Genomic DNA, 25,715 nt, shown 5'->3' on the forward strand with positions numbered 1-25,715 from the left:
TGCCACTGGTTCCCGAAAACTGGACCGCATAGATAAGTTACCCCGGAACTCTTGCGACGTTGATTCCGAAGCCTTGGTGAAGCCGACATGGATGGTGCGGCTTTCGGCCTTATTAAATTACCACTCCCTCCGCGAGGCGACACTCTTTGAGTTGGCCTCGATCAAAAAGTACAGAGGACTTTCCCATAGTGGAAGCCAATTGACCGCCGGAAGGTCATGAACGGTCGTGGCTCGATCGCTTTTCCATGTGGCAAATCCGCGACAGTAAACCAATTGCGCGCCTCAACACGCATTTCGAGCTCGCTCTTGATTGTCACGATTCGTAGGTCTGGTTTAATGCGACTGGACTTGAGGTGGGCGAGGGATATTGAAATGAAAAGGTTATGTTACAGCGCGGCGCGGGTATGCGCCGTCTTCACGGTTCTTTTTGCAAGCAGCTTGCATTTGAACAACGCTGCGCAGGCTCGCTCCGCAATAACCGTTGCACTGAGATCGACCGGTTCGCCCGCTCGGCTGCATTCATCCGCGGCGCACGCCTACTTGTTTCGCGGATTGTTGAATGTCTTCTCTTTGGGCATGGACGACCTTGCCGTCCAGCTGCGCGCGGCTGGCATCGCCGCGGATGTCGCCAATCACGCCCAGTGGAGAGGCGTTGCCGACGAAATTATCGCGAACTATCGAGCGGGCCAGCGTGGACCCATTATACTGATAGGGCACTCTCTTGGTGCGGATGCCGTGATGTCGATGGCAGAGTATCTTGGCCAGATGGGCGTGCCGGTCGCTTTGGTTGTCCCATTCGACGGAACGTCGCCTCATGCGGCGACGGCTAATGTCGCAAGGGTTTTGAATCTGTACAAGCATGAAAGCGCTCGAATAAGTCGCGGGCACGCCTTCCGCGGCGAGCTTACAAACTTCTATGTCCGCGATGTAAACGTCGACCACTTCAACATCGATAAAAGCGCGGCGTTGCATAGCCTGGTGATACGAAAGATCAGGGCAATCGGGCTCCCTGTCGCGCGCCAACGACAACGCCAGAATCCTTCGAACGCGGATTTGCCTGCGGCCGGAGCTTCAACCAATTCCTCCCATGGCGCCCAGAAGGCAGCTCGAGTTGGGGCTTGACACTGCATGTAAGGCTTTAGGTCACGTCTCTGTCGGGGCCCGGTGTTCGTATTGTTCTCTTTAGCACTTCAGGCCGGAGGCAGTCGGTGACGCCGTTCAGAAAATTCTCGGTCGCTATGGCCTTGTGTATCCTGGCGACCGTTTGCGCCGCCTTCACAAAACCGCTTCATATCGTGGCGGTCGGCGCAAGCAATACGCAAGGCTGGTACGTTGGAAAGCAAGGTGCCTACCCGGCCAAGTTAGAGGTTCTGCTGAAAGGGAAGGGCGTCAATGCGAACGTCGTCAATGCCGGTGTTCCCTTCGATACCACGGCTGGCATGCTCAAGCGCATTGATAGCGATGTGCCAAGGGGAACCGACATCGTAATCTTGCAGCCTGGAGGCAACGACAGGCGTTTCCTGGTTACGAAGGAGCAGCGGGCGGCCAACGTCGCCGCGATGGAGCGGCGGTTGCGTGATCGCGCCATCAAAGTGATCGTGTACGACGAAGAGATTCCTCCGCAGTATTACGCTTTTGACTTCATTCACCTCACGGCTGACGGCCATGCTTTTATAGCGTCGCAGTTACTCCCACGAGTATTGGCGATGATAGACCGGAGAGCCATCGCGGCCTCGCCGCAGGCGAGATAGAGCCCAGCGACGCCTCGGCCTTGGATTCGAGCGGTCGCACGGCCAATTTATCAGTGGAAACGACGTGCAAGCCCTGTATGATTGTTTCATGTTGGTCGGTGGAATTGTTTCGGTCAAATCTCGGACGCCCGCTAAGAACGCCGGCCTTACGATGGTCGGAAGAGATGACGCGCCAGCGAAACGAGCCCTTGGCCCACGATGACGCCTGACATTGCCAAGTTCGTGTTTATCATGATGGCGGTCGGTTGGTATCTCGTCCGCTACAGATACGCACGTCGTGCTCGCCGTGAAAAGGTCTTGCGGAGCGCCCGAGGCCCTCGCGAAAACACCCTGCTGCTGATATCGCTCACCGGTCTCGGCATTGTGCCGTTCGTCTACATCGCAACGGCCGCACCTCATTTCGCATCGTACGTCTTCCGGCCGGCTCAAGCCTGGCTGGGCGTTTTCGTGGCGGTTGCGGCGCTGGTCATGTTCCGGCTGACCCATCGAGCTCTTGGTCGAAATTGGTCAATAAGTCTCGACGTGAGGGAAAATCACCACCTGATCACAGATGGGATCTATCGAAAAATTCGGCACCCCATGTATTCGGCATTCTGGCTCTGGGCGCTCGCCCAGGCATTACTCTTGCCGAATTTGGTGGCCGGTTTCGCTGGACTTGTCGGGTTTGGGACGTTGTTTTTCGGCCGGGTTGCCAGAGAAGAGCAGATGATGCTGGGAACATTCGGCGACGAGTATCGCGAGTATATGGCACGGACCGGACGCATTATGCCGAGGCTGTTCTGAGCCGGGTGGACGAGGTCGGTCTTACTGGCCCCCGCATCCCGATCAGCACAATCTTCCCGTGTCGTTCTTCCCGTGTCGTTTTTGTCACATCCGGCAAAGAAATGACTGCACAAGCACGAGCCTCGACACAGCGTTAATTGCGCCGTAGCCGATAGAGGGTAAGGTGCTCCTACTCACGCTATCCATCTCGGAGATCACCATGTTGAAGATTCTGGTTGTTGGAGTTGCGACTTTCGGTTTTGTGGCTGCTGCCAGTGCCGCCGACCTGCCTCATCCACAGCCGGTCGCTGAAACGGCTCCGGTTGGCAAGATGCCAATCGGCAAGTACCCGGTCGGCAAGTACCCGGTCGGCAAGTACCCGGTCGGAAAAGCTCCTGCTCCGATCGTAACGAAGGGTTAGCTCAAGGATCGCCCAGGCAGCGTCCCTTCAGTTTTCGCTGAAGGCGCTGGTCGGGGTTGATGTCTTGCCCTAGTGAGGGTTTGAAGGTGCCAGAAGCGAATCGGAAGCGGAGCGGCCTGAGGCTGCTTGCCGGAATTGGTGTTGTCGTGGCTTCCATGACTTTGGGAGCCGGCATCGGTCGTGCGCAGCAATTGGCTGCGCAGGCCGATCAAGCCCCGCTGCAACAGGATAAGCCGCGTAAACCGTCGTCAAGGTCGGTTGTCGCAGCGGCCGTTGCTGGACCGAGCGCTTCCGCTTCTGGAGCAGACGTGAAACCGGTTCGAAGGTCCACGGCAAAGGGGCCGTATTACGTGGACTTTCGTGCCCGCACGGCAGCTTCTTATGGGCACGCGTTTGTCTGGTACGGCAAGTCCAGCCAGAAGCAGGTCGAAGTTGCGGGGCTGCATCCGGCAGGCGATGTCCTGCCGTACGTGTTGGGTCATCTTACGTGGGTACCCTCCGAGACGGGAGCCAGCTACGGCGACCTTGACGAGCAGTATTTGACGGCCAGCTATCGCGTGTATTTGAGCGAGGCCGACGCGAAGAAAGTCTTTGCGTATATCAAGGAGCTTCAAGCGAGTTCGCCTGTCTGGAACGCGGAAACGACCAATTGCACGGCTTTTATTGGTCGTATTGCCAACTTCATGGGTTTGAAGGCTCCATTCCATTTGCTGAAGCCTGAGGAATACGTAAACCAGTTGAGAGACTTGAACGGCGGGCGCCAAACGGCGCAACTCGCTTCGGATCGTTGATTTTCTCGCCAAGGACCCTGCGGCTGCAATTGGGCAAAGCTGCTATCGGGAACGCTGCTGAGCTTGCTCAGATGAATGAGGCAGATGGTTGCATTGGCACCCAATGCGAACCGGTGCGGAATGCAAATTCGAGCCCGCCAAAACTTTGTTTAAACTGCCGCTCATGTTGGACTTTTCTCGCAAAGCGGCCAGAAACTGCGAGCAGCAACTGACCCGCAGGATGTAACGGCCTTCAGGCGCCTTTTTTGGCTGATCGGAAGATTTTGGCTGAGCGGAAGATCGTCCACCGGACCGCGCTTCCTCGATCTTTGCAACACGCTTCGGGTTGGTCCCATCGCGCTCGGAGAGCGCCCTCGGGCTCTCCTGACTATTCTTGCATTGTTCGACGGATTGCCGCTGCCGTTGTGGCGCAGCAGCCGTTAAAGAGCCCGTCCCGGTTGAACGGGACGGGCTCAGCGTTGTTACTTCCTGCCCATCGCAGCGTCGACGCTGATCGGGCCGGGCCCCGAGGTCGCGAGATACAGGCAGGCAAAGCAGAGCGCGATCGCCAGACTGCCGTTGTTGAGCAGCGGATAAAAGCCCTTGGGGAAATGGCCGATGAAGTAGGCGAAAGCCATTTCGCCCGCCAAGACGAAGGCCACGATCCGCGAGAACAGGCCGATCATCAGCAGCCCGCCCAGGACCAATTCGAGTGTGCCGGCAGCTCCGATCAGTGAGAACAGTTCGACTTTCTCGAACATTGTCCCGGGTGGAAATTTGAAAAGCTTGGCGACGCCGAACTGAAACAGCAGCAGTCCGGTGATGAACCGAAACAGGCTGAGCGCCACCGGCTGAAACTTGGAAAACATCTGGTCCATTGCCAGTTACCCCCTCTTTGACACGCTGGAATGTTGCACGAAGCAGAAACACACGGTGTTCGCCACCAGGGTGTGGTGTCAACACCTTGCACCTGGAACCATTCCTCGCTCGATGGCAGTTGCGAGAGAATGAGGCAGTGGCACGGTTGACGCGCCGCGATGCGTGTTGCGACGCAATCACCAGCTCGAACTCCGTCCCCGATATGATTATACTGCATAACCATGTCACGGCCTCACTAGTACGCCGCGCACGCGCTCTCCACTCACATTGCTGTCAGACGCGGGGTATAAAAAAAGCCGCGTGCAGGACGCGGCTTCTTTGCACCAGTCACATGAAGGTAACTACCGCCACTCGACCTTGGTGATCTCGTAGGCCTTGGCGCCGCCCGGCGCCATCACTTCGACGGTGGTGCCCTTCTTCTTGCCGATCAGCGCGCGTGCAAGCGGCGAGGTGATGGAGATGCGGCCCTTCTTGGCGTCGGCCTCGACCTCGCCGACGATCTGCCACACCGCCTTCTTCTCGGTGTCCTCATCGATCAGCGTTACGGTTGCGCCGAACTTGATGGTGTCGCCGGACAGTTTCGAAATGTCGATGATGTCGGCGCGCGCGAGCTTGTCCTCGAGCTCGGCGATGCGGCCCTCGTTGTGCGACTGCTCCTCCTTGGCGGCGTGATACTCGGCGTTCTCCGAGAGGTCGCCGTGCGAACGCGCTTCCGCAATGTGCTCGATGATGCGCGGACGATCCTCCGACTGTCGCTTCTTGAGCTCGTCCGTCAGCGCGGCGTATCCGCCCGCGGTCATCGGAACCTTATCCATCATCTTCGTCCTTCATCGTGCGCGCCCGGCGGTCGTGCACGAATATCCAGTTCAGCTAACGCAGGAATCAGGACGCGAATGCGCCCGGAAGCCCAGTGATTTTCGGCCCCGCTAAGGGCCGTGACAACATCCAATCGCGCGGTGAGTTCCAGCCATTCGGCTAATTGACCGCGCCGGGCCTTCAGCCCGGGCAGCGGTCAGCTCTTGGAAAAGTAACTCTGAAGCGTGCGGACCTCAAGGTCTCCGTCCCGATAGGCCCGGATCCCCCGCGCGGCCGCCACCGCGCCTGAAAGAGTGGTGTAATATGGCACTTTATGCAAGAGGGCAGCCCGCCGCAGCGAACGGCTGTCAGCCAGGGCCTGCGGACCTTCGGTGGTATTGAAGACCAGCTGGACGTCGCCATTGGTGATGGCGTCGACGATGTGCGGACGGCCTTCGAGCACCTTGTTCACCTTTTCCGTCGGCACGCCGTTGTCGCTGAGATAGCGTTGCGTGCCCGAGGTGGCCATCACCTTGAAGCCGAGCGAATGCAAGAGCCGCACGGCATCCGCAATGCGCATCTTGTCGTCGCCACGCACCGAGACGAACACCGTGCCCTGCCGCGGCACACGCGTGCCGCCGCCGAGCTGGCTCTTCGCGAACGCCACCTCGAACGAGCGGTCGATGCCCATCACTTCGCCGGTCGAACGCATCTCCGGTCCCAGCACGGTGTCGACGCCGGGGAAGCGCGCGAACGGGAACACCGATTCCTTCACGCCGACATGGTCGAGCTTCTTCTTCTTCAGCTTGAAGTCGGCGAGCTTTTCGCCGGCCATGATCCGCGCCGCGATCTTGGCGACCGGCATGCCGATCACCTTGGCGACGAACGGCACGGTGCGGGACGCGCGCGGGTTGACCTCGAGCACGTAAATCTCGCCGTCCTTGATGGCGTATTGCACGTTCATCAGGCCGACCACGTCGAGGCCGAGCGCGAGCTCGCGGGTCTGCCGCTCCAGTTCCTCGATGGTCTTCGCGTCGAGCGAATGCGGCGGCAGTGAGCAGGCGGAATCGCCGGAATGGATGCCGGCTTCCTCGATGTGCTCCATGATGCCGACGATGAAGGTGTCCTTGCCGTCGCAGAGGCAGTCGACGTCGACTTCGGTCGCATCGGACAGATAGCGGTCGAACAGCAGCGGGTTCTTGCCGAGCACGGTGTTGATCTGCCCGGTCTTGTCGTTCGGGTAGCGTGCCTTGACGTCGGCGGGCACCAGCTCGGGCAGGGTGCCGAGCAGGTAATCGTTGAGCTGGGTCTCCTCGCGGATGATCTGCATCGCGCGGCCGCCCAGCACGTAGGACGGGCGCACCACCAGCGGCAAATCGAGATCGGCGGCCACCAGCCGTGCCTGCTCGACTGAATAGGCGATGCCGTTCTTCGGCTGCTTGAGGCGGAGCTTGTCGAGCACGCGCTTGAAGCGGTCGCGGTCCTCGGCGAGGTCGATCGCATCCGGCGAGGTGCCGAGGATCGGCACTTCGGCGGCTTCGAGCGCGCGGGCAAGCTTCAGCGGGGTCTGGCCGCCGAACTGCACGATCACGCCGTGCAGCGTGCCGTTCTTGCGCTCGGTCGCGACGATCTCCAGCACGTCTTCGGCGGTGAGCGGCTCGAAATACAGCCGGTTCGCGGTGTCGTAGTCGGTCGACACCGTTTCCGGATTGCAGTTGACCATGATGGTCTCGTAACCGGCGTCCTCGAGCGCGAAGCAGGCGTGGCAGCAGCAATAGTCGAATTCGATGCCCTGGCCGATGCGGTTCGGCCCGCCGCCGAGAATGATCACCTTCTTGCGGTCCGAGGGCGCGCTCTCGTCGGCAAGCTCGCCCGCGAACGGCCGCTCATAGGTCGAATACATGTAGGCGGTGGGCGAAGCGAACTCGGCCGCGCAGGTGTCGATGCGCTTGAACGCCGGGCGCACCCCGAGCGCGTGGCGCTTGGCGGTGACGTCGGCCTCGGTGGTGTCCGTGAGCACGGCGAGCCGCGCATCGGAGAAGCCCATCGCCTTCAGCGTCCGCATTGCGAACGCGTTCGGCGGCAGGCCGTTGCGGCGGACCTTGTCCTCCATCTCGACGATGGCGCGCATCTCCGCCAGGAACCAGGGGTCGATCTTGCAGGAGTTGAAGATCTCCTCGTCGGTCCAGCCGAGCCGCATCGCTTGCGCGACCTGCAGGATGCGGTTCGGCGTCGGGGTGCCGAGCGCTGCGCGGATCGCGTTCTTGTCGTCGCCGCGCCCGAGCCCCTCGATCTCGATTTCGTCGAGGCCGGTCAGGCCGGTCTCGAGCCCGCGCAGGGCCTTCTGCAGGCTCTCCTGGAAGGTGCGGCCGATCGCCATCACCTCGCCGACCGACTTCATCGACGTGGTCAGCGTGGAGGAGGCGCCGGGGAATTTCTCGAACGCAAAGCGCGGAATTTTCGTGACGACGTAATCGATGGTCGGCTCGAACGAAGCGGGGGTGGCGCCGCCCGTGATGTCGTTGGCGATCTCGTCGAGCGTGTAGCCGACCGCGAGCTTGGCCGCGACCTTCGCGATCGGGAAGCCGGTGGCTTTCGAAGCCAGCGCCGACGAGCGCGACACGCGCGGATTCATCTCGATCACGACCATCCGGCCGTCGACGGGGTTGATGCCGAACTGGACGTTGGAACCGCCGGTCTCGACCCCGATCTCGCGCAGCACCGCCAGCGAGGCATCGCGCATGACCTGGTATTCCTTGTCGGTCAACGTCAGGGCCGGCGCGATGGTGATGGAATCGCCGGTGTGCACGCCCATCGGATCGAGATTCTCGATCGAGCAGATGATGATGCAATTGTCCTTTTTATCGCGCACCACCTCCATCTCGTACTCTTTCCAGCCGAGTACGCTTTCCTCGATCAGCACTTCGTTGGTCGGCGAGGCGTCGAGCCCGCGCTCGATGATGTCAAGGAACTCTTCCTTATTGTAGGCGATGCCGCCGCCGGTGCCGCCCATGGTGAAGGAGGGCCGGATGATCGCGGGCAAGCCGATTTCCGACAGCGCCATCAGCGCCTCGCCGAATGCGTGCTCCTGATAGCGCTTGCGGCGTTCGTTCTCGCCAAGCGTCCACTGCCGCTCGAGTTCTTCCAGCGCCTCGCCGGACAGCTTCTCCCGCTCGGCGAGATATTTGTCGCGGTAGGACTTCTTCAGCGCGGAGGCGTTGGCGAGCCGGGATTTTGGCGTCTCCAGCCCGATCTTGGTCATGGCCTCGCGGAACAGCTGGCGGTCCTCGGCCTTGTCGATGGCATCAGCGGTGGCGCCGATCATCTCGACGTCGAACTTGTCGAGCGTGCCCTGCCGGCGCAACGAGAGCGCGCAGTTCAGCGCGGTCTGGCCGCCCATGGTCGGCAACAGCGCGAAACCGCCCGGTATGACGTTGCGCTCTTTCTCGATGATCTTGCCGACGATCTCGGGGGTGATCGGTTCGATGTAGGTCGCGTCCGCCAGTTCCGGATCGGTCATGATGGTGGCCGGATTGGAATTGACGAGGACGACGCGGTAACCCTCTTCCTTCAGAGCCTTCACCGCTTGCGTGCCGGAATAGTCGAATTCGCAGGCCTGGCCGATCACGATGGGACCGGCGCCGATGATCAGGATGGTGGAGATGTCGGTTCTTTTGGGCATCAGCTCTCGCGGACTGGAATTTGGGCACAAAAAAAGGGCGCGCGTCCGCGCGTCCCTCGAGCCATGCGCTACATCTTGTAGCGCCGGAAGCGCGATCCCTCGCGCGCGGGTGGTCTTTAGACCAGTTTCCGCACCTGCGAAACCCCCAAAAACGCCCAATCAACTGCGATTCTGGGGGAAATTCCTCATTCGAGGGGGGCCGATTGGGGCGCGGGGGTGGATCGTACCATGCCCGGCTTCGCCCTGCGGGCTATGCCGCGGCAGCCTTCGCTACAATGAAGGCTTGCCGAGCCGAAGCTGCGTAAGCAGCGAAGGCTGGAGGCCCGGCCTGGAGTTGAACCAGGATAAACAGTGTTGCACCACTGCCGCGTCGAAGCTTCCGCCACCGGGCCGAGTGGATCATTGCTGATTATTTCAGCGGCCGCTACGTTTACTTTTGATTAACCCTAATATTCTGTGCAACCTCTGATCAGTGGTGCGCCACGAACGTCATCCGCCACGGATTGTGCCCGATGTTGCGGGGCGCGCGCGTGGCGTCAAAGCCCGCGGCGGCGAGCTTCGCGATCATCTCGTCCTCGCGGTAGCGCTGAAGCCCGATCCTGGTGCGCAACTGCCGGTAATCGGACAGTGCGGTCGAGGCGAGCCCGATCAGGGCATCGCGCAGGAAGCCATGGGTCGCCGCAAAGCGGAGCAGCGCGGTGACGTCCCTGGCCATGCCGACTTCCGGCCGCAGGATATCGCCGAGCACGAAACGGCCCGAGGGTTTCAGCAGGCGGTGGATCACGTCGAATGCGGAATCGAGCTCCTGCGGCGTCATGTATTGCGCCACGGAGTTCATTACCACGAGGTCGATCGAATCCGCCTCCATGTTCTTCAGCTCATCGAGCGAGCGGACGCGGATCCGGGTGTCGGGCGCGAAGCGCGCCACCAGGCGGCCGCGCACGCCGGGCGCAGGCTCCGCCAGATAGAGCTGGGCGCAGGCATTGGCGACCTTCGCCGCCGACAGCGCCTCGCCGCAGGCATAGTCCAGCACCACGGCGCGGGGCGAAGGGATGTAGCCGATGATGTCGTTTGCGATGACCTGGAAATGCAGGTCGCGGTGCAGTCGGCTGGCATAGATCGTATGCGTGGAATCGTAATAGTCGATCCATTCATCCATCGCGTTTGGTATCCGGCAGAACGGGTTCCCGACTTCCAGGAACAGGTGGGCTGATGATGCGTTAGCGGTCCGGCGGCCAATGTTCAATGCGCCGAAATACGGGGTTCCTAACAGGAAGGTCTAACGTGAGCAAAGCCAAGAGTGACGCTAAGACTGACAAAATCTCGCCTGATCTCGACACGCCGAATGATCTCCCGCAGGCTGCGGTGGATACGATCTCGGCCTCGCTCAACACGCTTCTGGCCGACGCCTTCGCGCTCTACCTGAAGACCAAGAATTTTCACTGGCACGTCAGCGGCCGGCATTTCCGTGATTACCATTTGTTGCTGGACGAGCAGTCGGACGCAATCTTCGCGACCACCGACCAGCTTGCCGAGCGAGTACGCAAACTCGGCGGCGCGACGCTGAGGTCGATCGGCGACATCGCCAAGCACCAGACCATCGAGGACAATGACGAGGCCTATGTCCCGCCGCGCGAAATGCTGCGCGAGTTGATGGAAGACAACAAGCACATGGCGGCTGCGATGCGCAAGGCGCACAAGCTCGCCGACGACCACGAGGATTCCGGCACCGCCGGCCTGCTCGAAACCTTCATCGACGAAACCGAGCGCCGCACCTGGTTCCTGTTCGAGGCAAGCCGCGAGGAAGGCAGCAACGCAGCCTGAGTCTCACCCTTTCCCTTTGCGGGGAGGGTGTTTCTATTACCTCCAAAGCCGCACCAGCGGCCCATTCTTCCCCATCACCGGATCGGTGGTCGGGATGGCCACCAGCGGGATCGTCTTCAGCGCCTTGACGTAGTTCTCCGGCGTCGGCCGTTGCAGGTCCATCGGCGGGCCAGGCGGATAGGCGCCGACCACGCTGAAGTCGCGGCTCGCCGACAGACATTGATGCCCGGTGCCGGCCGGCAGGATCGCGACGTCGCCGGCCGCAATCTCCAGCGCACGCCCGCGCTCGCCGCCGAACTGCACGCGCGCGCTGCCGCGGGCGACGCCCAGCACCTCGTGCACGGTGGCGTGGTAATGCGCGAAGTCGTAGACGCCGTTGCGCCACATCGCGCCCCAGCCATTGTCGCCGAACAGCTGCTCGATCGTGGCCTCCGGATTTTTGCCGACGTCGATCGCGCCCTTGTAGACCAGGAACGGCATCGGATTGTTTGGCACCAGGCCGTCGTCCTGAAAGACGATGGTCAGGGGTTCGGCATCCTTACTCACCACCGGCATGGCGGCTCTCCAGCGTTGCGAGGGATATCAAACCGTCGGTCCGCAAACCGTTCCCGCTAGATTTTGAACTTCAGCACCTCGTCCTTGAATTGGAGCCCATGCCCCGGCCGCTCCGGCGCGGTGATCATGCCATTGGCAATCTCCGGCGGATCGACCCAGAGGTCGTCGATCAGGGCCATGTTCTCGCACCAGATGCCGTTCGGGATGGACGCCAACAAGTGCACGTTGAGTTCGGGGAACAGATGCGGCGCGATGCTGATGCCGAACGTGTCCGCAAGCGCCGCGATCTTGCGCAGGTCGGTCATGCCGCCGCGCATCGGGTCGGGTTGCAGGATCGGCAGGCAGGGATTGAGGAAGAACGGCCGCAGATCGTAGCGCGTGAAATGCGTCTCGCCGCCGACCACGCGCATGTCGAGCGCCGCCGCGATGCGCTGATAGCCGGCGAAATCATCGGCCGGCACGGGCTCCTCGAGCCAGTAGATATCGTACTTCTCGAACTTGCGTCCCATCTCGATGGCGACATCGGCGCTCCAGCCCATGTTGACGTCGATCATGATGTCGATGTCGGGCCCGAGCGCCTCGCGCATGCGGCGCACGTTGTCGAGGTCCTGCGCGGGCGTGTGAACATGCGCGACCTGCATCTTGATCGCCTTGTAGCCCTGCTTGACGAAATGCAGCGCCTTCTCGATCATCCCGTCGCCGCCGGCGCCACGGAAGCAGCCGGAACCATAGATCGGGATATCCGAGCGATAGTGCCCCCACAGCCGGTGCAGCGGCAGGCCGGCGCGTTTTCCAACCGCATCCCACAGCGCGATGTCGAGCGCCGACATCGCCATCGCGGCGATGCCGCCGCGGCCATAGGTCATCGTCGCGGTCCACAGATCGCGCCAGATCGCCTCGATCGCGGTGGCATCCTTGCCGATCACGCGCGGGATGATGCACTCGTCGAGACAGGCCGCGATCGACTGCATCGCCGGGCGGAACACGAACAGATAGCCCATGCCGGTGATGCCGCCGGACGTCTCGACGTCGCAGATCAGGATATCGCGCGTCGCGCCCAGCGCGGCGCCCTTCAGCCAGCGGTCGTCGGCCCAGGGGAGCCGCAGCATCGTGACGCGGATGTCCCGGATGGTCATGTCTGGATTGGCTGAGGTCATCGGGCGTTTCCTTCCTTCCGGGCCGGACCATGTTGCCTGATCCCGGACAGGGAAACTCAATCACAGAGCGCTGCCGCCAATCCAGCGCGCTTCGTCATGCCTCCAATGCGCCAAGACGCGATTGCCTTCAGGTGTTTTTGGGAAGCTCGAACACCATGCAGGTCGTGGTCGCATGCGCGATCAGCTTGCCGTTCACATCGGTGATGCGGCCTTCGGCGGTCGCGGCGCGCCGGCCGGCGTTGAGCACCCGGCCTTCGGCGCGGATCTTGCCCGTGTCCTTGCTCATGCCGCGGACAAAGGAGATCTTGAACTCCAGCGTAGTGTAGCCCGAACCCTTCGGCAGTGTGGTCTGCACCGCGAGCGCCATCGCGGAATCGAGCAGGATCGCGACATAGCCGCCGTGCACCGATCCGATCGGGTTGTAGTGGCGCAGACCGGGGATGCTGTGAATCACCACATGACCCGGTTCGGCGGTGCAGTCGAACGGCTCGACGTTCTCCATGATCGGCGGCTCCGGCAAGGTGCGGGCGAAGATGCCGCGCACGAAGTCGAGCCCGGGCATCGACGCCATCACCTCGATCGAGGAGACGCCGTATGCGGGCTTCGGGGTGGCGCTGTCGGTCATGTCGGGCAATCCTGCTGCGTGATGATCGTCATCATATGACGAGTAGCTTGGCAGTGTCCGCTCATGCAAGGCGTGACAAAAGATCATGCCCGGACCAGGTGGTCCGGGCATGCGGTAATCCATGAAGGGCTGCGCTGACGGCTGCGATCTACGCGGCCTGCTTCTTCTTCCGCATCAGATCGGCAAACCGCTGGAACAAATAGTGCGAGTCGCGCGGGCCGGGCGAGGCCTCGGGATGGTACTGCACCGAGAACACCGGCTTGCCCTCGAGCGCAATGCCGCAATTGGAGCCGTCGAATAGCGAGATATGGGTCTGGGTCGCACCGGCGGGCAGCGTCGCCTGGTCCACCGCGAAGCCGTGGTTCATCGAGGTGATCTCGACCTTGCCGGTGGTCTCGTCCTTGACCGGATGGTTGGCGCCGTGATGGCCCTGATGCATCTTCATGGTCTTGGCGCCGACGGCGAGGCCCAGCATCTGATGGCCGAGGCAGATGCCGAAGGTCGGCGTCCCCGATGCGATCACCTTCTGGATGACAGGCACGGCATATTTGCCGGTCGCGGCGGGATCGCCGGGGCCGTTCGACAGGAACACGCCGTCCGGCTTCATCGCCAGAATGTCCTCGGCCGCCGTCGTCGCCGGCACCACGGTCACCTTGGCGCCGACACCGGCGAGCAGGCGCAGGATGTTGCGCTTGATGCCGTAGTCGATCGCGACGACGTTGAATTCCGGCGCAGTCTGCTGGCCGAAGCCCTTGCCCCACTCCCAGGGGGTCTCATCCCAGGTGAAGCGCTGGCCGGAGGTGACCATCGGCACCAGGTCCATGCCCTCGAGGCCCGGCCATTCGCGGGCCTCTTCCTTCAGGCCGTGCAGGTCGAACTCGCCGTTCCTGGCGTGCGCGATCACGGCGTTGGGCATGCCCTTGGAGCGGATCAGCGCGGTCAGCGCCCTTGTGTCGATGCCGGACAGACCGATGATACCGCGCGCCTTCAACCACTGGTCGAGATGCTTGGTGGCGCGGTAGTTCGAGGGATCGGTGATCGCCGAGCGCAGGATCACGCCGCGCGCGCCGGGCGTCGCGGCCATGTTCACCGTCTCGATATCTTCCTCGTTGGTACCGACATTGCCGATATGCGGGAAGGTGAAGGTGATGATCTGGCCGGCATAGGACGGATCGGTGAGGATCTCCTCATAGCCGGTCATCGCGGTGTTGAAGCAGACCTCGCCGACGGCGTGGCCTTCCGCGCCGAGACCGAAGCCTTCCAGCACGGTACCATCGGCGAGCACGAGGAGCGCGGTCGGTTTGTGGTCCGGCCAGGCGGGAGCGTTTTCGGGGGTTGTCATGAGCCCTTTAAATAGTCGCCGCACCCTGCGGCGTCAAAGCGAAAGGGTACGGATTCACACGGCAATACCCGCCGATTTGACAGGCCGGAACGGCCTTTTAATCTAAAGTTCCCTGAAGCGGCCGTTTGCTTGCCGAAAATGACCCGGTCCGGAGCTCCCGCATGGACAATACGATGCCGATCCTGCTCGTCCCGGGCCTCATCTGCTCACCGCGGATCTTTGCCCCGGTCATCCCGGCGCTATGGCGGTGCGGGCCGATCACGGTCGCCAACCATGTCAGGGACGACAATATGGGCGCGATCGCCCGCCGGATCCTGGCCGAGGCGCCACCGCGCTTTGCGCTCGCCGGGCATTCGATGGGCGGCTACATCGCCTTCGAGATCATGCGGCAGGCCCCCGAGCGGGTTGCGAAACTGGCCCTGATGAGCACCCAGGCGAGGGCTGACACGCCGGAAGCAACCGCACGCCGCCGCGGCATGATCGAGCGCGCGAAAAACGGTCAGTACCGGAGCGTGGTCGACGAGCTGTTTCCGGGCTTCGTGCATCCCTCGCGGCAGGGCGATGCGAGCCTGCGCCAGGTTGTTTATGACATGAGCGAGGACGTCGGCGCCGAGGCCTTCATCCGCCAGCAAAACGCCGTGCTCAGCCGGCCGGATTCGCGGCCGAGCATGGCCTGGATCAAGTGCCCGACCCTGGTGCTGACGTCGGATACCGACAACACCGTTCCGAACTTGTTGTCGGAGGAGATGGCCAACGGCATTCCCGGGGCCAAGCTCGTGGTGCTCGCGAATTGCGGTCACCTGCTGCAGCTGGAGCAGCCGCAGGCCTGCGCCGACGCGCTGGTCGAATGGCTCAGGAGCTGATTGCCATCAGCCGCAATGAGCGGCTTTTGTCCACAATGGCAGGAGCACAAAGCCGACGATGGCAAGATCGAGCGGATAGAGAAACCGCTTGGTCGTTTGCGAGATCGGCTGTTGTCCCGGTCGTTGTATCTCGGGATAGACCGCGATCGGGTCGAAATCCTTGTCCCAACCGAGCCGGTAGGACAGCCAGGATACGAAATCGTAGGCCGGCACATACAGGAACGCGATCAAGAGGAAGCCGTTTGCCATCAGGCTGGGCCAGGAGGAGCTGATTTCCTGGGCAAAGCCCGGAAGCGTTGCGCAGGCGTAGGGGCCAAAACGGCTCGCCCACAGCAGCGCGAGACAGAACGCAAGTGTCGCGAGATGCTTTCCAGTTCCCATGCAAGTGCCTATATAGACTTGGAATCTACGGTGCGCCACGAGTTTGCGGCGCGGTCTTGAGTGAGGCGACAATGCTGCGCGACGACATCAATACGGCGGTCAAGGAAGCGATGAAGGCAAAGGACGAGCGCAAGCTCTCCACGCTGCGCATGGTCAATTCGACCATCAAGAACGCCGACATCGACGCGCGCGGGCAGGGCAAGCCGCCACTGTCCGATGCCGACCTTCTGAGCGTCCTGCAGAAGATGATCAAGCAGCGCCAGGAATCAGTCGAGCTCTACGACAAGGGCGGCCGTGCCGAGCTCGCCGCCCAGGAACGCGAGGAGATCGCCGTGATCTCCGCCTATCTGCCGAAGCAGATGTCCGACGACGACGTGAAGGCCGCGATCGCGGCTGTTATCGCCGAGACCAATGCGGCCGGCATCAAGGATATGGGCAAGGTGATCGGCGCCTTGAAGGCGAAATACGCCGGCCAGATGGATTTCGGCAAGGCCAGCGGCTTCGTCAAGGCGGCGCTCGCGGGATAGCGGCGGAGGCTTCCGGTGTTTCGTGTCGCGGCGGACAGTCTGGAAGCCTACCTCGCCTTCGATCCTGGCCGGACCGCGGATCTCGAACAACTGCATGCGGTGATGCGAAAGGCCGCGCCTTCGCTCAAGCGGCATTTCCATGCGGGCACGCCGGCCGGTGAGGCCGGTATGCGCATGAACATGATCGGCTACGGTCAGTTTCGCTATGCGATCAAGTCCGGCAAGACGGCGATCTGGCCCGTGATCGGGGTGGCGCTGCAGAAGAACTACATCAGCGTCTATGTCGCGGTGACCCGTAATGGGAAGCCGCTGGTGTCCTGCTATGCCGGCACGCTCGGCGAATTGCGGGCGGGCGGCAACAATTTCAGCTTCGAGGCGTTTGTTGATCTGAAGGCGCCTGCCGTTGCGGCGCTGTTCGCCGAGGCTGCCGATATCTTCAAGGCCGATCAGGAGAACCCGGTCCGCTACATGCAGGGACACTGAGATCAGCTTGCCGAAGAGGGCGAGGGCCAAGGCCCCGCGCAAGGCCCGCGAAGGCGGGGGTGAAGTTCTGGATAAACTGGAGACAGGCCATGGCCGATCAGCAAGCTCCTTCCGGTCCGGATCTGACACAAGGCGTGGCACTCTCCGACTTCCCGGGCACGATGTTGCTCGGCCATGTCGGCGATGAGGACGTGCTGCTGGTGCGTTCGGGAGCGGATATCTTTGCCATCGACGCGCATTGCAGCCATTACCACGGCCCGCTCACCGAAGGCCTGGTGGGGGGCGAGACCGTGCATTGCCCCTGGCATCACGCGTGTTTCGACGTTCGCACCGGTGAAGCGGTCGCGGCGCCCGCCTTCAACGCGCTTGCCGTCTGGAAGGTCGAGCGAGAGGGCGATCGCATCATCGTGCGCGAGAAGCGCGAGCAGCCGAAGCCCCGCGTCAAGGGCCCGGTCGGTGCACCCGGCAGGATCGTGATCGTCGGAGGAGGCGCGGCGGGCTTTGCCGCCGCCGAGATGCTGCGACGGCAGGACTATCGCGGCAGCATCGTCATGCTGAGCGGCGAGGCCGCGCCGCCGGTGGACCGGCCGAACCTGTCGAAGGATTTCCTCGCCGGCAGCGCGCCGGAAGACTGGCTGCCGCTGAAGCCGGACGATTTCTATGCCGACGCGGCGATCGATCTACGACCGGGGACCGAGGTCAAGTCGATCGACACCGCCCGCCGCAATGTGGTGCTCGCGGGCGGCGAAGCGCTCAGCTATGATCGGCTGCTGCTGGCGACCGGCGCGGAGCCGGTACGGCTGCCGATCCCGGGCGCCGATCAGCCCCACGTTCACGTGTTGCGCACCCTTGACGATTGCCGGGCGATCATCGCCTCGGCCAGCGGAGCGCGACGCGCGGTTGTGATCGGCGCGAGCTTCATCGGGCTCGAGGTTGCGGCCTCGTTGCGCGCGAGGGAGGTCGATGTTCACGTGGTCGGGCTGGAACAGCGGCCGCTTGAGCGCGTGCTCGGGCCTGAGATGGGCAATTTCGTCCGCGCGCTGCACGAGGAGCATGGCGTCGTCTTCCATCTTGGCGACACGGTGACCGCGATCGAAGGCAAGCGCGCGCAGCTGAAGAGCGGGCCGGTGCTCGATGCCGATCTCGTCGTGGCCGGTGTCGGCGTAAAGCCGCGGCTGGCGCTGGCGCAAGGAGCTGGGCTCGCAATCGATCGCGGCGTGAAAGTGGACGCCCATCTCGAGACCAGCGTTCCCGGCATCTACGCGGCCGGCGATATTGCGCGCTGGCCCGATCCGCACAGCGGCGAGAATATCCGTGTCGAGCACTGGGTGGTGGCTGAGCGCCAGGGCCAGACCGTCGCGCGGAATATGCTCGGGCAGCGCGCGGTGTTCGATGCGGTGCCGTTCTTCTGGAGCCAGCATTACGACGTGCCGATCAACTATGTCGGGCACGCCGAGCAGTGGGACGAGATCGCGGTGGACGGCAGCATCGCCGCCAGGGATTGCGTGCTCCGCTACAAGCACCGCGGGCGCGTGCTCGCGGTCGCATCGATCTATCGCGACCGCGAAAGCCTTGAGGCCGAGATCGCAATGCAGCGGGCGGCAGCCTGACCGCTTTCCCGCAAGGAGGGTTTATGGCTTCACAGCAATGGTCTAGTCTGCGGCCATGCTTCAGGAAGCCAAGACCTACGACGAACTCTACCGCAACTTCCGCTGGGAGGTTCCCGAGCGCTTCAACATGGCGACCGCGTGCTGCGACCGCTATGCCGATGGCACCGGGCGGCTCGCGCTGGTCTATGTCGACGAGGATGGCGGCACCACGCGCACCTCGTTCGATGAGGTCGCGGACGCCTCGCGCCGCTTCGCCAATGTGCTGACCGCCGACGGCCTGGTGCGCGGCGACCGTGTCGCGGTGTTCCTGTCGCAGTCGCTCGAATTGCCGGTCGCGCATCTTGCGGCATTCCGCGCGGCGCTGATCTCGATCCCGCTGTTTGCGCTGTTCGGCGAGGATGCGCTCGAATTCCGCCTGTCGAACTCCGCGGCGAAAGCCGTCATCACCGATGCGGCCGGCTGGGAGAAGATCGCCAAGATCCGCGATCGCCTGCCCGAGCTGAAGAGCGTCTATATCGTCGGCGAAAAGACGTCGGCCGGTACGAAATCATTCTGGAGTGCGATCCGGTCGGCGTCTCCGGAATTTGCGACCGTCGACACCTCGGCCGACGATCCCGCATTGATCATCTACACCTCAGGCACCACGGGCAATCCGAAGGGCGCACTGCATGCGCATCGCGTCGTGCTCGGCCACCTGCCCAATGTCGAGATGTGCCACAACTTCCTCCCCAGGCCGGGCGACCTGATGTGGACGCCGGCCGACTGGGCCTGGATCGGCGGCCTGATCAACGGCCTGTTCGCGTTCTGGTACCACGGCATCCCGATGGTCGGTCACCGCGCGCGCAAATTCGAGCCGCAGGCGGCGATGCAGATGATGGCCGAGCTCGGCATCCGCAACGTGTTCCTGCCGCCGACCGCGCTGAAGCTGATGCGGCAGGCCAATGTGAAAAATTCCGGCGTCAAGCTGCGCAGCATCTTCACCGGCGGCGAGTCGCTCGGCGGTGAGCTCTTGGGCTGGGTGCGCGAGACCTTCGGCATCGATGCCCATGAGGTGTTCGGGCAGACCGAATGCAATCTGGTGATCGGCAGCAATTCCAATCTGTTTCCGATCCGTCCGGGCTCAATGGGCCGCGCCACGCCGGGCTTCGACGTTCGCATCGTCAGCGACAGAGGCGAGGAACTGCCGCGGGGACAGCGCGGCATCATCGGCGTGCGCCAGCCGTGCCCCTGCACCATGATCGAATACTGGCGCAATCCGGAAGCGACGCAGAAGAAATATGCCGGCGAATTCCTGCTGACCGGCGATCTCGGCGTGCAGGATGAGGACGGCTACTTCTGGTATGTCAGCCGCGAGGACGACGTCATCACGACTGCCGGCTACCGCGTCGGCCCGTCCGAGATCGAGCACACGCTGATGAAGCATCCGGCGGTCGCGATGTCGGCGGTGGTCGGCATCCCGGATCCGATCCGCACCGAATCGATCAAGGCCTGGATCGTGCTGCGTCCGGGCTACGCGCCGAGCGACGCACTGGCGCGCGAGATCCAGGAGTTCGTCAAGGTCCAGCTCGCCGCCCACGAATATCCGCGCTTCGTGCAGTTCGCCGACAGCCTGCCGATGACGGCGACCGGCAAGGTGCTGCGGCGGGAGTTAAGGGCGCTGGGGTAGGTCGCGACACAATATTGATCAACGTCAATGCGGCTCTCCCCATCGCCTGCATTGATACGAGATCAATCATTCGCGGCGGGACTGATGTCGGTTTCTGGCAAGCTCGATCCGGTGGTGCGCAAGGTCCGCGTGGCTGATATCGCGGAGGCGCTGGGGGAGGGGCTGCGCGATTTCCAGGCCGTGCCGCTCTACGGACTGATGTTCGGTGCGATCTACACGCTCGGCGGCAATGCGATCCTGCTGTGCCTGACCGCGCTCGGCATGGTCTATCTGGCCTATCCGCTCGCGGCCGGGTTTGCGCTGATCGGCCCGTTCGTTGCGATCGGTCTTTACGAGATCAGCAGGCGCCGCGAAGCGGGCGAGCCGATTTCGCTCGGCGTGATCTGGTCGAAGCTGCGTTCGCGTGGCGAAATTGGCTGGATGGCGTTCGTCACGCTGTTTGTGTTCGTGATCTGGATGTATCAGGTGAGGCTGCTGCTCGCGCTGCTGCTCGGGCTCAACGTTTCCTTTTCCAGCTTTCGCGAATTCCTGACGGTGGTGCTGACCACCAATGAGGGCCTGCTGTTCCTCGCCATCGGCAATGCCGACGGGGCGGCGCTGTCGCTGATCCTGTTCTCGCTGACCGTAATATCGTTCCCGCTGCTCTTGGATCGCGAGGTCGACTTTGTCACCGCGATGATCACGAGCGTGCGTGCGGTCGTGACGAGCCCGCTACCCATGATCGGGTGGGCGGCGGTGATCGTCGTGCTGTTGATTGTCTCGGCGATTCCGTACTTCCTGGGCCTGCTCGTGACGATTCCGGTGCTAGGGCACACCACATGGCATCTCTACCGCCGAGTCGTCGTTCCCATAGGTTCCTTTGCCGACCCGATCCTGCGGCGGGAGTGAGTTACGTCGGCATCGGAATTCCCAGTTCCTTCAGCGCGGCCAGCATGCGCTGTGGGGGCTGCATCGGGATTACCATGGCCTTGCCGGTCTCCATCAGGCTCTTCAGGCTGGAGAGGATCGCCGGCCAGCCGGTGCGGCCGCCTGACAGGATGTCGTCGCTGATCGGGCGGTCATGCGATTGCAGCAAGGTCAGCTTCACGCCGTCGCCGGCCGGCTCGATCTCGTAGGTGACGAGCGTCGGCCCGAGCTTTTCGACGAGCTGCGGCCAGTTGACGTTGAATGTCACGGTCAGCCGTTTCAGCGGATCGCACGCGATCACCTCGCCGGAGATGTGCAGCGCGCCGTCGGGCGTGCGCACGATGTAGGCGCCGCCGACCCGAAGATCGACCTCGACCGCGTTGCCGGAGAAATACTGCCGGCTCAATTCGGCATTCGTCAGCGCCTGCCATACCTTCTCCGGCGTGGCGGCGATGTAGATCGCATAGACGATCGCCGGTTTGAATTTCTCGATGTTCATGTCCGCACGTGTCCTTCGATAGATTTTCATGGCAGGTCAGGCGCAGTCCAGCCCCAGGCTCTCGGGCGGAATCTTGAACACCTTGCCGGTCTCGAGCAGGCTCTTCAGCCCGGACAGGATCACAGGCCAACCGTTGGAGATGCCCTCGAACAGCTTGCTGCCCACGCCGAAGCCGTCATGCGTGACGGTCAGCTTCACGACATTGCCGAACGGTTCGAGCGTGAAGACGACCCTGGTTGCCGGCTCCTTGCGCAGCTCGGGATCGGCCTCGTGCTTGAAGGTGTACGCGAGGCGGCGCGGCCGGTCGATCTCGAGGATCTCGCCGGTGTCGGTGACCTTGCCGTTCATCACCAGCGCCACCGGCGCGCCGATCGTCCAGTTGGACCTGACCTCGGTGTCGAACCAGTATTGTGGGGTGAACTCGCTCGACGTCAGCGCGTCCCACAGCTTCTCCGGCGTGGTCTCGATGTAGGTGACATAGACGAATTCGGGCTTAGGCACTGCAGCTCTCCTTCGCGCCGCTCGTCAGCAGCTCGGCCGGCAGTTCGCGTCCGGTCTCCAGGAAACTCTTCAGGCTTGCAATGACCATCGGCCAGCCGCCGGAGATGTCGCGCAGCGTCTTCGGACCGAGATTGTCGTGTGTCACGGTCAGCTTGACGACCCCGCCGTGCGGTTCGATGTCGAAGGTCACGCGCGAGACCTGTTCGCGCGCGGCGCCTTCCTTCACCACGTCCCAGCTGTAGGCGAGCTTGTTCGGCGGCTCGGCGATCAGCACCTCGCCCTGCACGCTGCGTCTGCCGTCCTTGGTGAAATGGTAGGGCGAGCCGACCTTCCAGTCGGAGGTGACGCGATAGCCGAACCAGAAGCGTTCGGTGAAGTCGCTCGATGTCAGCGCGTCCCACAGTTTCTCCGGCGTGGTCTCGATATAGGTGACATAGACGTAGTCCGGCTTACTCATCACGCTTCTCCAATTGTCTTTTCAATTCGCTGAGCGCGGCGAGCTTCCCGCGCTCGAACTTCCTGATCCACCGCTCGCCGATCTGATGGATCGGAACAGGGTTGAGGTAGTGCAGCTTCTCGCGGCCATGCCTGATCGTGGTGACGAGGTTGGCCTCCTCGAGAATCACAAGGTGCTTGGTGACGGCCTGACGCGTCATGTCGAGGCCGTCGCAGAGCTCGCCGAGCGTCTGCCCGTTCTGACCGTGAAGCCGGTCAAGCAGCGTCCGCCGTGAGGCATCTGCGAGGGCTTTGAAGACTTCATCCATGGATCGGATAATAGGCAACTAAATGGTTGCATGTCAAGAGCGTGTGTTTGGGCGCCGGTATCGGCATGCTAGCGTCCCGCGCAGCCAACGCAGATTGGTAGGGAACTCGGGGTGATGCGCATGGGTGGTCGCGCTACGGCGGTTTGCTGCACGTTCTTTGTTGTCCTGCTTGCGAACGGCGCGAGCGCCCAGCAGCAGAAGATCGGCGACCCGCCCGAAGCCTCCAACATGCGGCTGGTTGGAACCAGCGACCTGCAGGCGCGCAGCGCCTATCAGCCGACCATCCATCACCAGGGCGACAAATGGATCGCCTATATCGGCCACCATGGGGGCACCGACGACATTCCGGATCCGGTCAATCCGATGACCGGAAAGGCCGAGCCGAACGGCACCTCGATCGTCGACGTCACCGATCCCGCGCATCCGAAATATCTGCGGCACATTCCCGGACAGGAAGGCAAATATGAATCCGGCGGCGCGCAGATGGTGCGGATCTGCGACGGCAAGGATCTGCCGAAGGGCGATCGCAACGCGGTCTACATGCTGCGCACCTTCGGCAGCGAGGCGCATGAGATCTGGAACGTGGCCGATCCCGCCAATCCCGTGCTGGTCACCCGGATCGGCGGGCTCAAGGACACGCACAAGAATTTCTGGGAATGCGACTCCGGCATCGCCTACCTGGTGTCGGGCGCGCCGGACTGGCGCACCCGGCGCATGACGCAAATCTATGATCTCTCCGATCCCGCGCAGCCGAAGAAGATCAGGGACTTCGGCCTGCCCGGGCAGGAGCCGGGCGCAACCGGCGCGGTGCCGACCGAACTGCACGGACCGATCTCGACGGGGCCGAAGGGCAACCGCGTCTATTTCGGCTACGGCACCGACAAGGGCGGCTTCCTGCAGATCGTCGATCGCGAGAAGCTTCTGAACGGGCCGAAGGAGCCGACGCCGGACAATCTGAAATTCCCCGAGATCGCGCGGATGCCGCTGTCGGCGATGAATGGCGCGCACACGGTGTTTCCGATGCCGGACATGCCGATCGCGGAATTCGCCCATGACAGGGACGGCAAGAGCCGCGACATCGTGATGATCGTCGACGAGGCGATCCAGAACGAATGCGGCGAGGCGCGGCAAATGGTGTGGTTCGCCGACGTCACCACCGAGGCGCGGCCGATGATGATCTCGAACTATACGGTGCCGAGGCCTCCGGCGCGTTCTGCGAGCGCGGCGGCCGGTTCGGCTCGCATTCGTCGAACGAGAGCATGGCGCCGGTCTATTACAAGAAGCTCGCCTTCATCGCCTTCTTCAACGCCGGCGTCCGTGCGCTCGACATCCGCGATCCCTATCATCCCAGGGAAGTCGGGCACTTCATTCCCGCCATCACAGCGGCGACCGACAAACGCTGCGTCACCGTCGACGGCAAGGACCGCTGCAAGGTCGCGATCCAGACCAACAATGTCGAGACCGATGAGCGCGGCTACATCTACGCGGTCGACCGCGCCAACACCGGCCTGCACATTCTCGAACTGACCGGCGCGGCGCGTGCCGTCGCCGGTCTGCCGTGAGCCGGCGATGATGCGCTCGTGGCCGGTCATTGCGGCGATGTTCCTGGCGCTCGGCGGCCTGTCGGCCGTAGCCGGCTACGAGATGGCGCCGCCGCGGACCGCGCAATGGCGCGAGATCGCCTGGCCGTTTCCGCGCGACGGCTGGCCCGCCGGCCGCGCTTCCCGGTGTGGTCCGGCCGAGTGCGGCACTGAGGTCGAGGTCTATCTCCGGCCGAAGCTCGGCTTCTGCAACTGCGACAGCGGCGTCGCCGATGACGACGAGGTCGATCGTGTTTCCGATGTCGACATGATCAGCCCGCGCTTTGTGCCGCTGAAGGCGGGCGACGTCGTCGATGTCGACGAGATGCCCGGACGGATCAGGGCATATGATATCGAGCTGCCCGAGGGGAAGCGCACCGCGATCGGCATCGCTGCCTCGCATCGCTGCGATCTCATGGCCGTGGCGGCGCAGGGCGGGGGAGATGCGGCGCAAGTCCAGCGGGCGACGTTGCAGTTTTTGGAGTCGCGAGAGATGAAAACGTGGATGACGGCCGCGATGGAAGGTCGCTGAATTGGGTTCCCTTACCTCGCCCTGCTTGCGGGGAGAGGTCGGATCGCATCGCCAGATGCGATCCGGGTGAGGGGTACAGGTCCAATGACTCGCCCCGCCTCACGGATGGAGTCCTTCATCCCAACGCTCTCCGCGTGAAGGACAGGGAGAAGGAGCAGACCGCTTCCATGTCCGCTGCTCACGTGCATAATGGCGATAACAAAGCAAACGAGCCCATCATGTCCTTGCAAGCCTATTTCGCCTTCGTCGCCGCCTGCATCGCGCTGGCGCTGTTGCCCGGTCCGATCGTCACGATGGTGATCGCCAACGGGCTGCGCTACGGCACGCGCGCCGCGCTCACCAATGTGCTGGGCGCGCAGGTCGGGCTCGCGATCGTGATCGGCATCGTCGCGGTCGGGCTGACCTCGCTGATGGCGACGATGGGCTACTGGTTCGACTGGGTGCGCTTTGCCGGTGCGGCCTATCTGGTCTGGCTCGGCATCAAGCTGATCCGCTCGCCGGTCGAGGGCGTCGGCACCGACGATCGGCCGCCACCGCCGCGCGGCGGCTTCTTCCTGCAGGGCTTTCTGGTGCTGCTCTCGAACCCGAAGGTGCTGGTGTTCTTCGGCGCCTTCATTCCGCAGTTCATGGACATGGACAAGCCGCACATTCCGCAGGTGGCGCTGCTCGGCGTCACCTTCATGGCGACCGCCGTGCTGACCGACGCCGCCTACGCGCTGGCGGCTGGCCGCGCCCGCAAATTCTTCTCCAAGGAGCGGACGCGGCTGATGTCGCGGATCTCCGGCGGCTTCATGATCGGCGGCGGCATCTGGCTGGCGCTGACCCGGGCGCGCTGAGCCC

28 protein-coding genes are annotated in these 25,715 nt (G+C 62.9%); 15 read left to right on the plus strand and 13 right to left on the minus strand.

The features are described 5' to 3' along the window. Positions 1-576: 576 nt before the first annotated feature. From HAP47_RS41535 to HAP47_RS09360, 5 genes are all read left to right on the plus strand, one after another. A complete protein-coding gene (locus HAP47_RS41535) occupies positions 577-1,122 on the plus strand; it encodes a thioesterase domain-containing protein (RefSeq protein WP_371821806.1) in 546 nt (181 codons plus the stop codon). Positions 1,123-1,208: 86 nt separating this feature from the next. Further along, entirely contained in the window at positions 1,209-1,751 is a 543-nt protein-coding gene (locus HAP47_RS09345; protein ID WP_231168820.1) for an SGNH/GDSL hydrolase family protein, read from the plus strand. A 198-nt stretch (positions 1,752-1,949) separates the two neighbouring features. Beyond that, a complete protein-coding gene (locus tag HAP47_RS09350) occupies positions 1,950-2,534 on the plus strand; it encodes a protein-S-isoprenylcysteine O-methyltransferase (protein ID WP_173638502.1) in 585 nt (194 codons plus the stop codon). 199 nt (positions 2,535-2,733) lie between these two features. After that, the gene (locus HAP47_RS09355) at positions 2,734-2,934 is read left to right on the plus strand and encodes a hypothetical protein (protein ID WP_173638501.1); all 201 of its coding nucleotides are present in this window, start codon (positions 2,734-2,736) and stop codon (positions 2,932-2,934) included. An 86-nt stretch (positions 2,935-3,020) separates the two neighbouring features. Continuing rightward, positions 3,021-3,725, plus strand: a complete 705-nt coding sequence (locus tag HAP47_RS09360; RefSeq protein WP_371821752.1) for a hypothetical protein — start codon at positions 3,021-3,023, stop codon at positions 3,723-3,725. A gap of 461 nt (positions 3,726-4,186) precedes the next feature. On the opposite strand, the gene HAP47_RS09365 is transcribed toward HAP47_RS09360, so the two are convergent. From HAP47_RS09365 to HAP47_RS09380, 4 genes are all read right to left on the minus strand, one after another. After that, positions 4,187-4,582, minus strand: a complete 396-nt coding sequence (locus HAP47_RS09365) for a DoxX family protein (RefSeq protein WP_173638499.1) — start codon at positions 4,580-4,582, stop codon at positions 4,187-4,189. Positions 4,583-4,924: 342 nt separating this feature from the next. After that, on the minus strand, positions 4,925-5,398 hold the full coding sequence (gene greA, locus HAP47_RS09370; RefSeq protein ID WP_157113323.1) for a transcription elongation factor GreA: 474 nt from the start codon (positions 5,396-5,398) through the stop codon (positions 4,925-4,927). Positions 5,399-5,595: 197 nt separating this feature from the next. After that, positions 5,596-9,060 carry a carbamoyl-phosphate synthase large subunit gene (gene carB / locus HAP47_RS09375; RefSeq protein ID WP_173638498.1) on the minus strand — a complete coding sequence of 1,155 codons (3,465 nt, stop codon included), beginning with the start codon at positions 9,058-9,060 and terminating at the stop codon, positions 5,596-5,598. 469 nt (positions 9,061-9,529) lie between these two features. Then, positions 9,530-10,219, minus strand: a complete 690-nt coding sequence (locus tag HAP47_RS09380; RefSeq protein ID WP_173638497.1) for a class I SAM-dependent methyltransferase — start codon at positions 10,217-10,219, stop codon at positions 9,530-9,532. 86 nt (positions 10,220-10,305) lie between these two features. Between HAP47_RS09380 and HAP47_RS09385 the strand changes: the two genes are divergently transcribed. Next, positions 10,306-10,884, plus strand: a complete 579-nt coding sequence (locus HAP47_RS09385) for a Dps family protein (protein ID WP_210285241.1) — start codon at positions 10,306-10,308, stop codon at positions 10,882-10,884. 36 nt (positions 10,885-10,920) lie between these two features. Here the strand turns inward: HAP47_RS09385 and HAP47_RS09390 are convergent, their stop codons facing one another. From HAP47_RS09390 to carA, 4 genes are all read right to left on the minus strand, one after another. After that, entirely contained in the window at positions 10,921-11,439 is a 519-nt protein-coding gene (locus tag HAP47_RS09390) for a hypothetical protein (RefSeq protein WP_173638495.1), read from the minus strand. A 56-nt stretch (positions 11,440-11,495) separates the two neighbouring features. Then, positions 11,496-12,596, minus strand: coding sequence for a mandelate racemase/muconate lactonizing enzyme family protein (locus HAP47_RS09395; RefSeq protein ID WP_173638494.1), 1,101 nt, complete (start codon positions 12,594-12,596; stop codon positions 11,496-11,498). A gap of 127 nt (positions 12,597-12,723) precedes the next feature. Next, positions 12,724-13,221, minus strand: a complete 498-nt coding sequence (locus HAP47_RS09400) for a PaaI family thioesterase (RefSeq protein ID WP_173638493.1) — start codon at positions 13,219-13,221, stop codon at positions 12,724-12,726. A gap of 148 nt (positions 13,222-13,369) precedes the next feature. Further along, positions 13,370-14,563 carry a glutamine-hydrolyzing carbamoyl-phosphate synthase small subunit gene (carA, locus tag HAP47_RS09405; RefSeq protein ID WP_173638492.1) on the minus strand — a complete coding sequence of 398 codons (1,194 nt, stop codon included), beginning with the start codon at positions 14,561-14,563 and terminating at the stop codon, positions 13,370-13,372. 161 nt (positions 14,564-14,724) lie between these two features. Between carA and HAP47_RS09410 the strand changes: the two genes are divergently transcribed. Continuing rightward, on the plus strand, positions 14,725-15,426 hold the full coding sequence (locus HAP47_RS09410) for an alpha/beta fold hydrolase (RefSeq protein ID WP_173638491.1): 702 nt from the start codon (positions 14,725-14,727) through the stop codon (positions 15,424-15,426). Positions 15,427-15,432: 6 nt separating this feature from the next. Here the strand turns inward: HAP47_RS09410 and HAP47_RS09415 are convergent, their stop codons facing one another. Next, positions 15,433-15,807 (minus strand): hypothetical protein, encoded by a 375-nt coding sequence (locus HAP47_RS09415; protein ID WP_173638490.1) that lies wholly within the window; start codon positions 15,805-15,807, stop codon positions 15,433-15,435. A 71-nt stretch (positions 15,808-15,878) separates the two neighbouring features. On the opposite strand from HAP47_RS09415, the gene HAP47_RS09420 reads away from it, so the two are divergent. From HAP47_RS09420 to HAP47_RS09440, 5 genes are all read left to right on the plus strand, one after another. Continuing rightward, positions 15,879-16,334 carry a GatB/YqeY domain-containing protein gene (locus tag HAP47_RS09420; protein ID WP_173640578.1) on the plus strand — a complete coding sequence of 152 codons (456 nt, stop codon included), beginning with the start codon at positions 15,879-15,881 and terminating at the stop codon, positions 16,332-16,334. Between the two features lie 15 nt (positions 16,335-16,349). Next, on the plus strand, positions 16,350-16,817 hold the full coding sequence (locus HAP47_RS09425) for a hypothetical protein (protein ID WP_173638489.1): 468 nt from the start codon (positions 16,350-16,352) through the stop codon (positions 16,815-16,817). A gap of 89 nt (positions 16,818-16,906) precedes the next feature. Continuing rightward, positions 16,907-18,427, plus strand: a complete 1,521-nt coding sequence (locus HAP47_RS09430) for an FAD-dependent oxidoreductase (protein WP_173638488.1) — start codon at positions 16,907-16,909, stop codon at positions 18,425-18,427. 55 nt (positions 18,428-18,482) lie between these two features. Beyond that, positions 18,483-20,093 carry an acyl-CoA synthetase gene (locus HAP47_RS09435; protein ID WP_173638487.1) on the plus strand — a complete coding sequence of 537 codons (1,611 nt, stop codon included), beginning with the start codon at positions 18,483-18,485 and terminating at the stop codon, positions 20,091-20,093. An 84-nt stretch (positions 20,094-20,177) separates the two neighbouring features. After that, positions 20,178-20,981, plus strand: coding sequence for a DUF2189 domain-containing protein (locus HAP47_RS09440; RefSeq protein ID WP_173638486.1), 804 nt, complete (start codon positions 20,178-20,180; stop codon positions 20,979-20,981). 1 nt (position 20,982) lies between these two features. Here the strand turns inward: HAP47_RS09440 and HAP47_RS09445 are convergent, their stop codons facing one another. From HAP47_RS09445 to HAP47_RS09460, 4 genes are read right to left on the minus strand one after another with little or no spacing between them, the layout of a single operon-like run. Then, positions 20,983-21,498, minus strand: coding sequence for an SRPBCC family protein (locus tag HAP47_RS09445; protein WP_173638485.1), 516 nt, complete (start codon positions 21,496-21,498; stop codon positions 20,983-20,985). A gap of 36 nt (positions 21,499-21,534) precedes the next feature. Continuing rightward, on the minus strand, positions 21,535-21,999 hold the full coding sequence (locus HAP47_RS09450) for an SRPBCC family protein (RefSeq protein WP_173638484.1): 465 nt from the start codon (positions 21,997-21,999) through the stop codon (positions 21,535-21,537). Beyond that, positions 21,992-22,456 (minus strand): SRPBCC family protein, encoded by a 465-nt coding sequence (locus HAP47_RS09455; protein WP_173638483.1) that lies wholly within the window; start codon positions 22,454-22,456, stop codon positions 21,992-21,994. The genes HAP47_RS09450 and HAP47_RS09455 overlap by 8 nt, the downstream gene beginning before the upstream one ends. Beyond that, positions 22,449-22,763: an ArsR/SmtB family transcription factor gene (locus HAP47_RS09460; RefSeq protein ID WP_173638482.1), complete on the minus strand. Its 315-nt coding sequence runs from the start codon at positions 22,761-22,763 to the stop codon at positions 22,449-22,451. The genes HAP47_RS09455 and HAP47_RS09460 overlap by 8 nt, the downstream gene beginning before the upstream one ends. Positions 22,764-22,883: 120 nt before the next feature. Here HAP47_RS09460 and HAP47_RS09465 point away from each other — a divergent pair, with 120 nt between their 5' ends. The 3 genes from HAP47_RS09465 (at position 22,884) to HAP47_RS09475 (ending at position 25,711) form a co-directional block, all read left to right on the plus strand. Further along, positions 22,884-24,290, plus strand: a complete 1,407-nt coding sequence (locus HAP47_RS09465) for an LVIVD repeat-containing protein (RefSeq protein ID WP_231168821.1) — start codon at positions 22,884-22,886, stop codon at positions 24,288-24,290. A gap of 42 nt (positions 24,291-24,332) precedes the next feature. Beyond that, positions 24,333-24,875 carry a hypothetical protein gene (locus HAP47_RS09470; RefSeq protein ID WP_173640577.1) on the plus strand — a complete coding sequence of 181 codons (543 nt, stop codon included), beginning with the start codon at positions 24,333-24,335 and terminating at the stop codon, positions 24,873-24,875. Positions 24,876-25,093: 218 nt separating this feature from the next. Continuing rightward, positions 25,094-25,711 carry a LysE family translocator gene (locus tag HAP47_RS09475; protein ID WP_092126760.1) on the plus strand — a complete coding sequence of 206 codons (618 nt, stop codon included), beginning with the start codon at positions 25,094-25,096 and terminating at the stop codon, positions 25,709-25,711. Positions 25,712-25,715 lie beyond the last annotated feature (4 nt).

Origin of the sequence: Bradyrhizobium sp. 41S5, assembly GCF_011516665.3 — a bacterium.
Taxonomy (GTDB): Bacteria; Pseudomonadota; Alphaproteobacteria; order Rhizobiales; family Xanthobacteraceae; genus Bradyrhizobium; species Bradyrhizobium quebecense.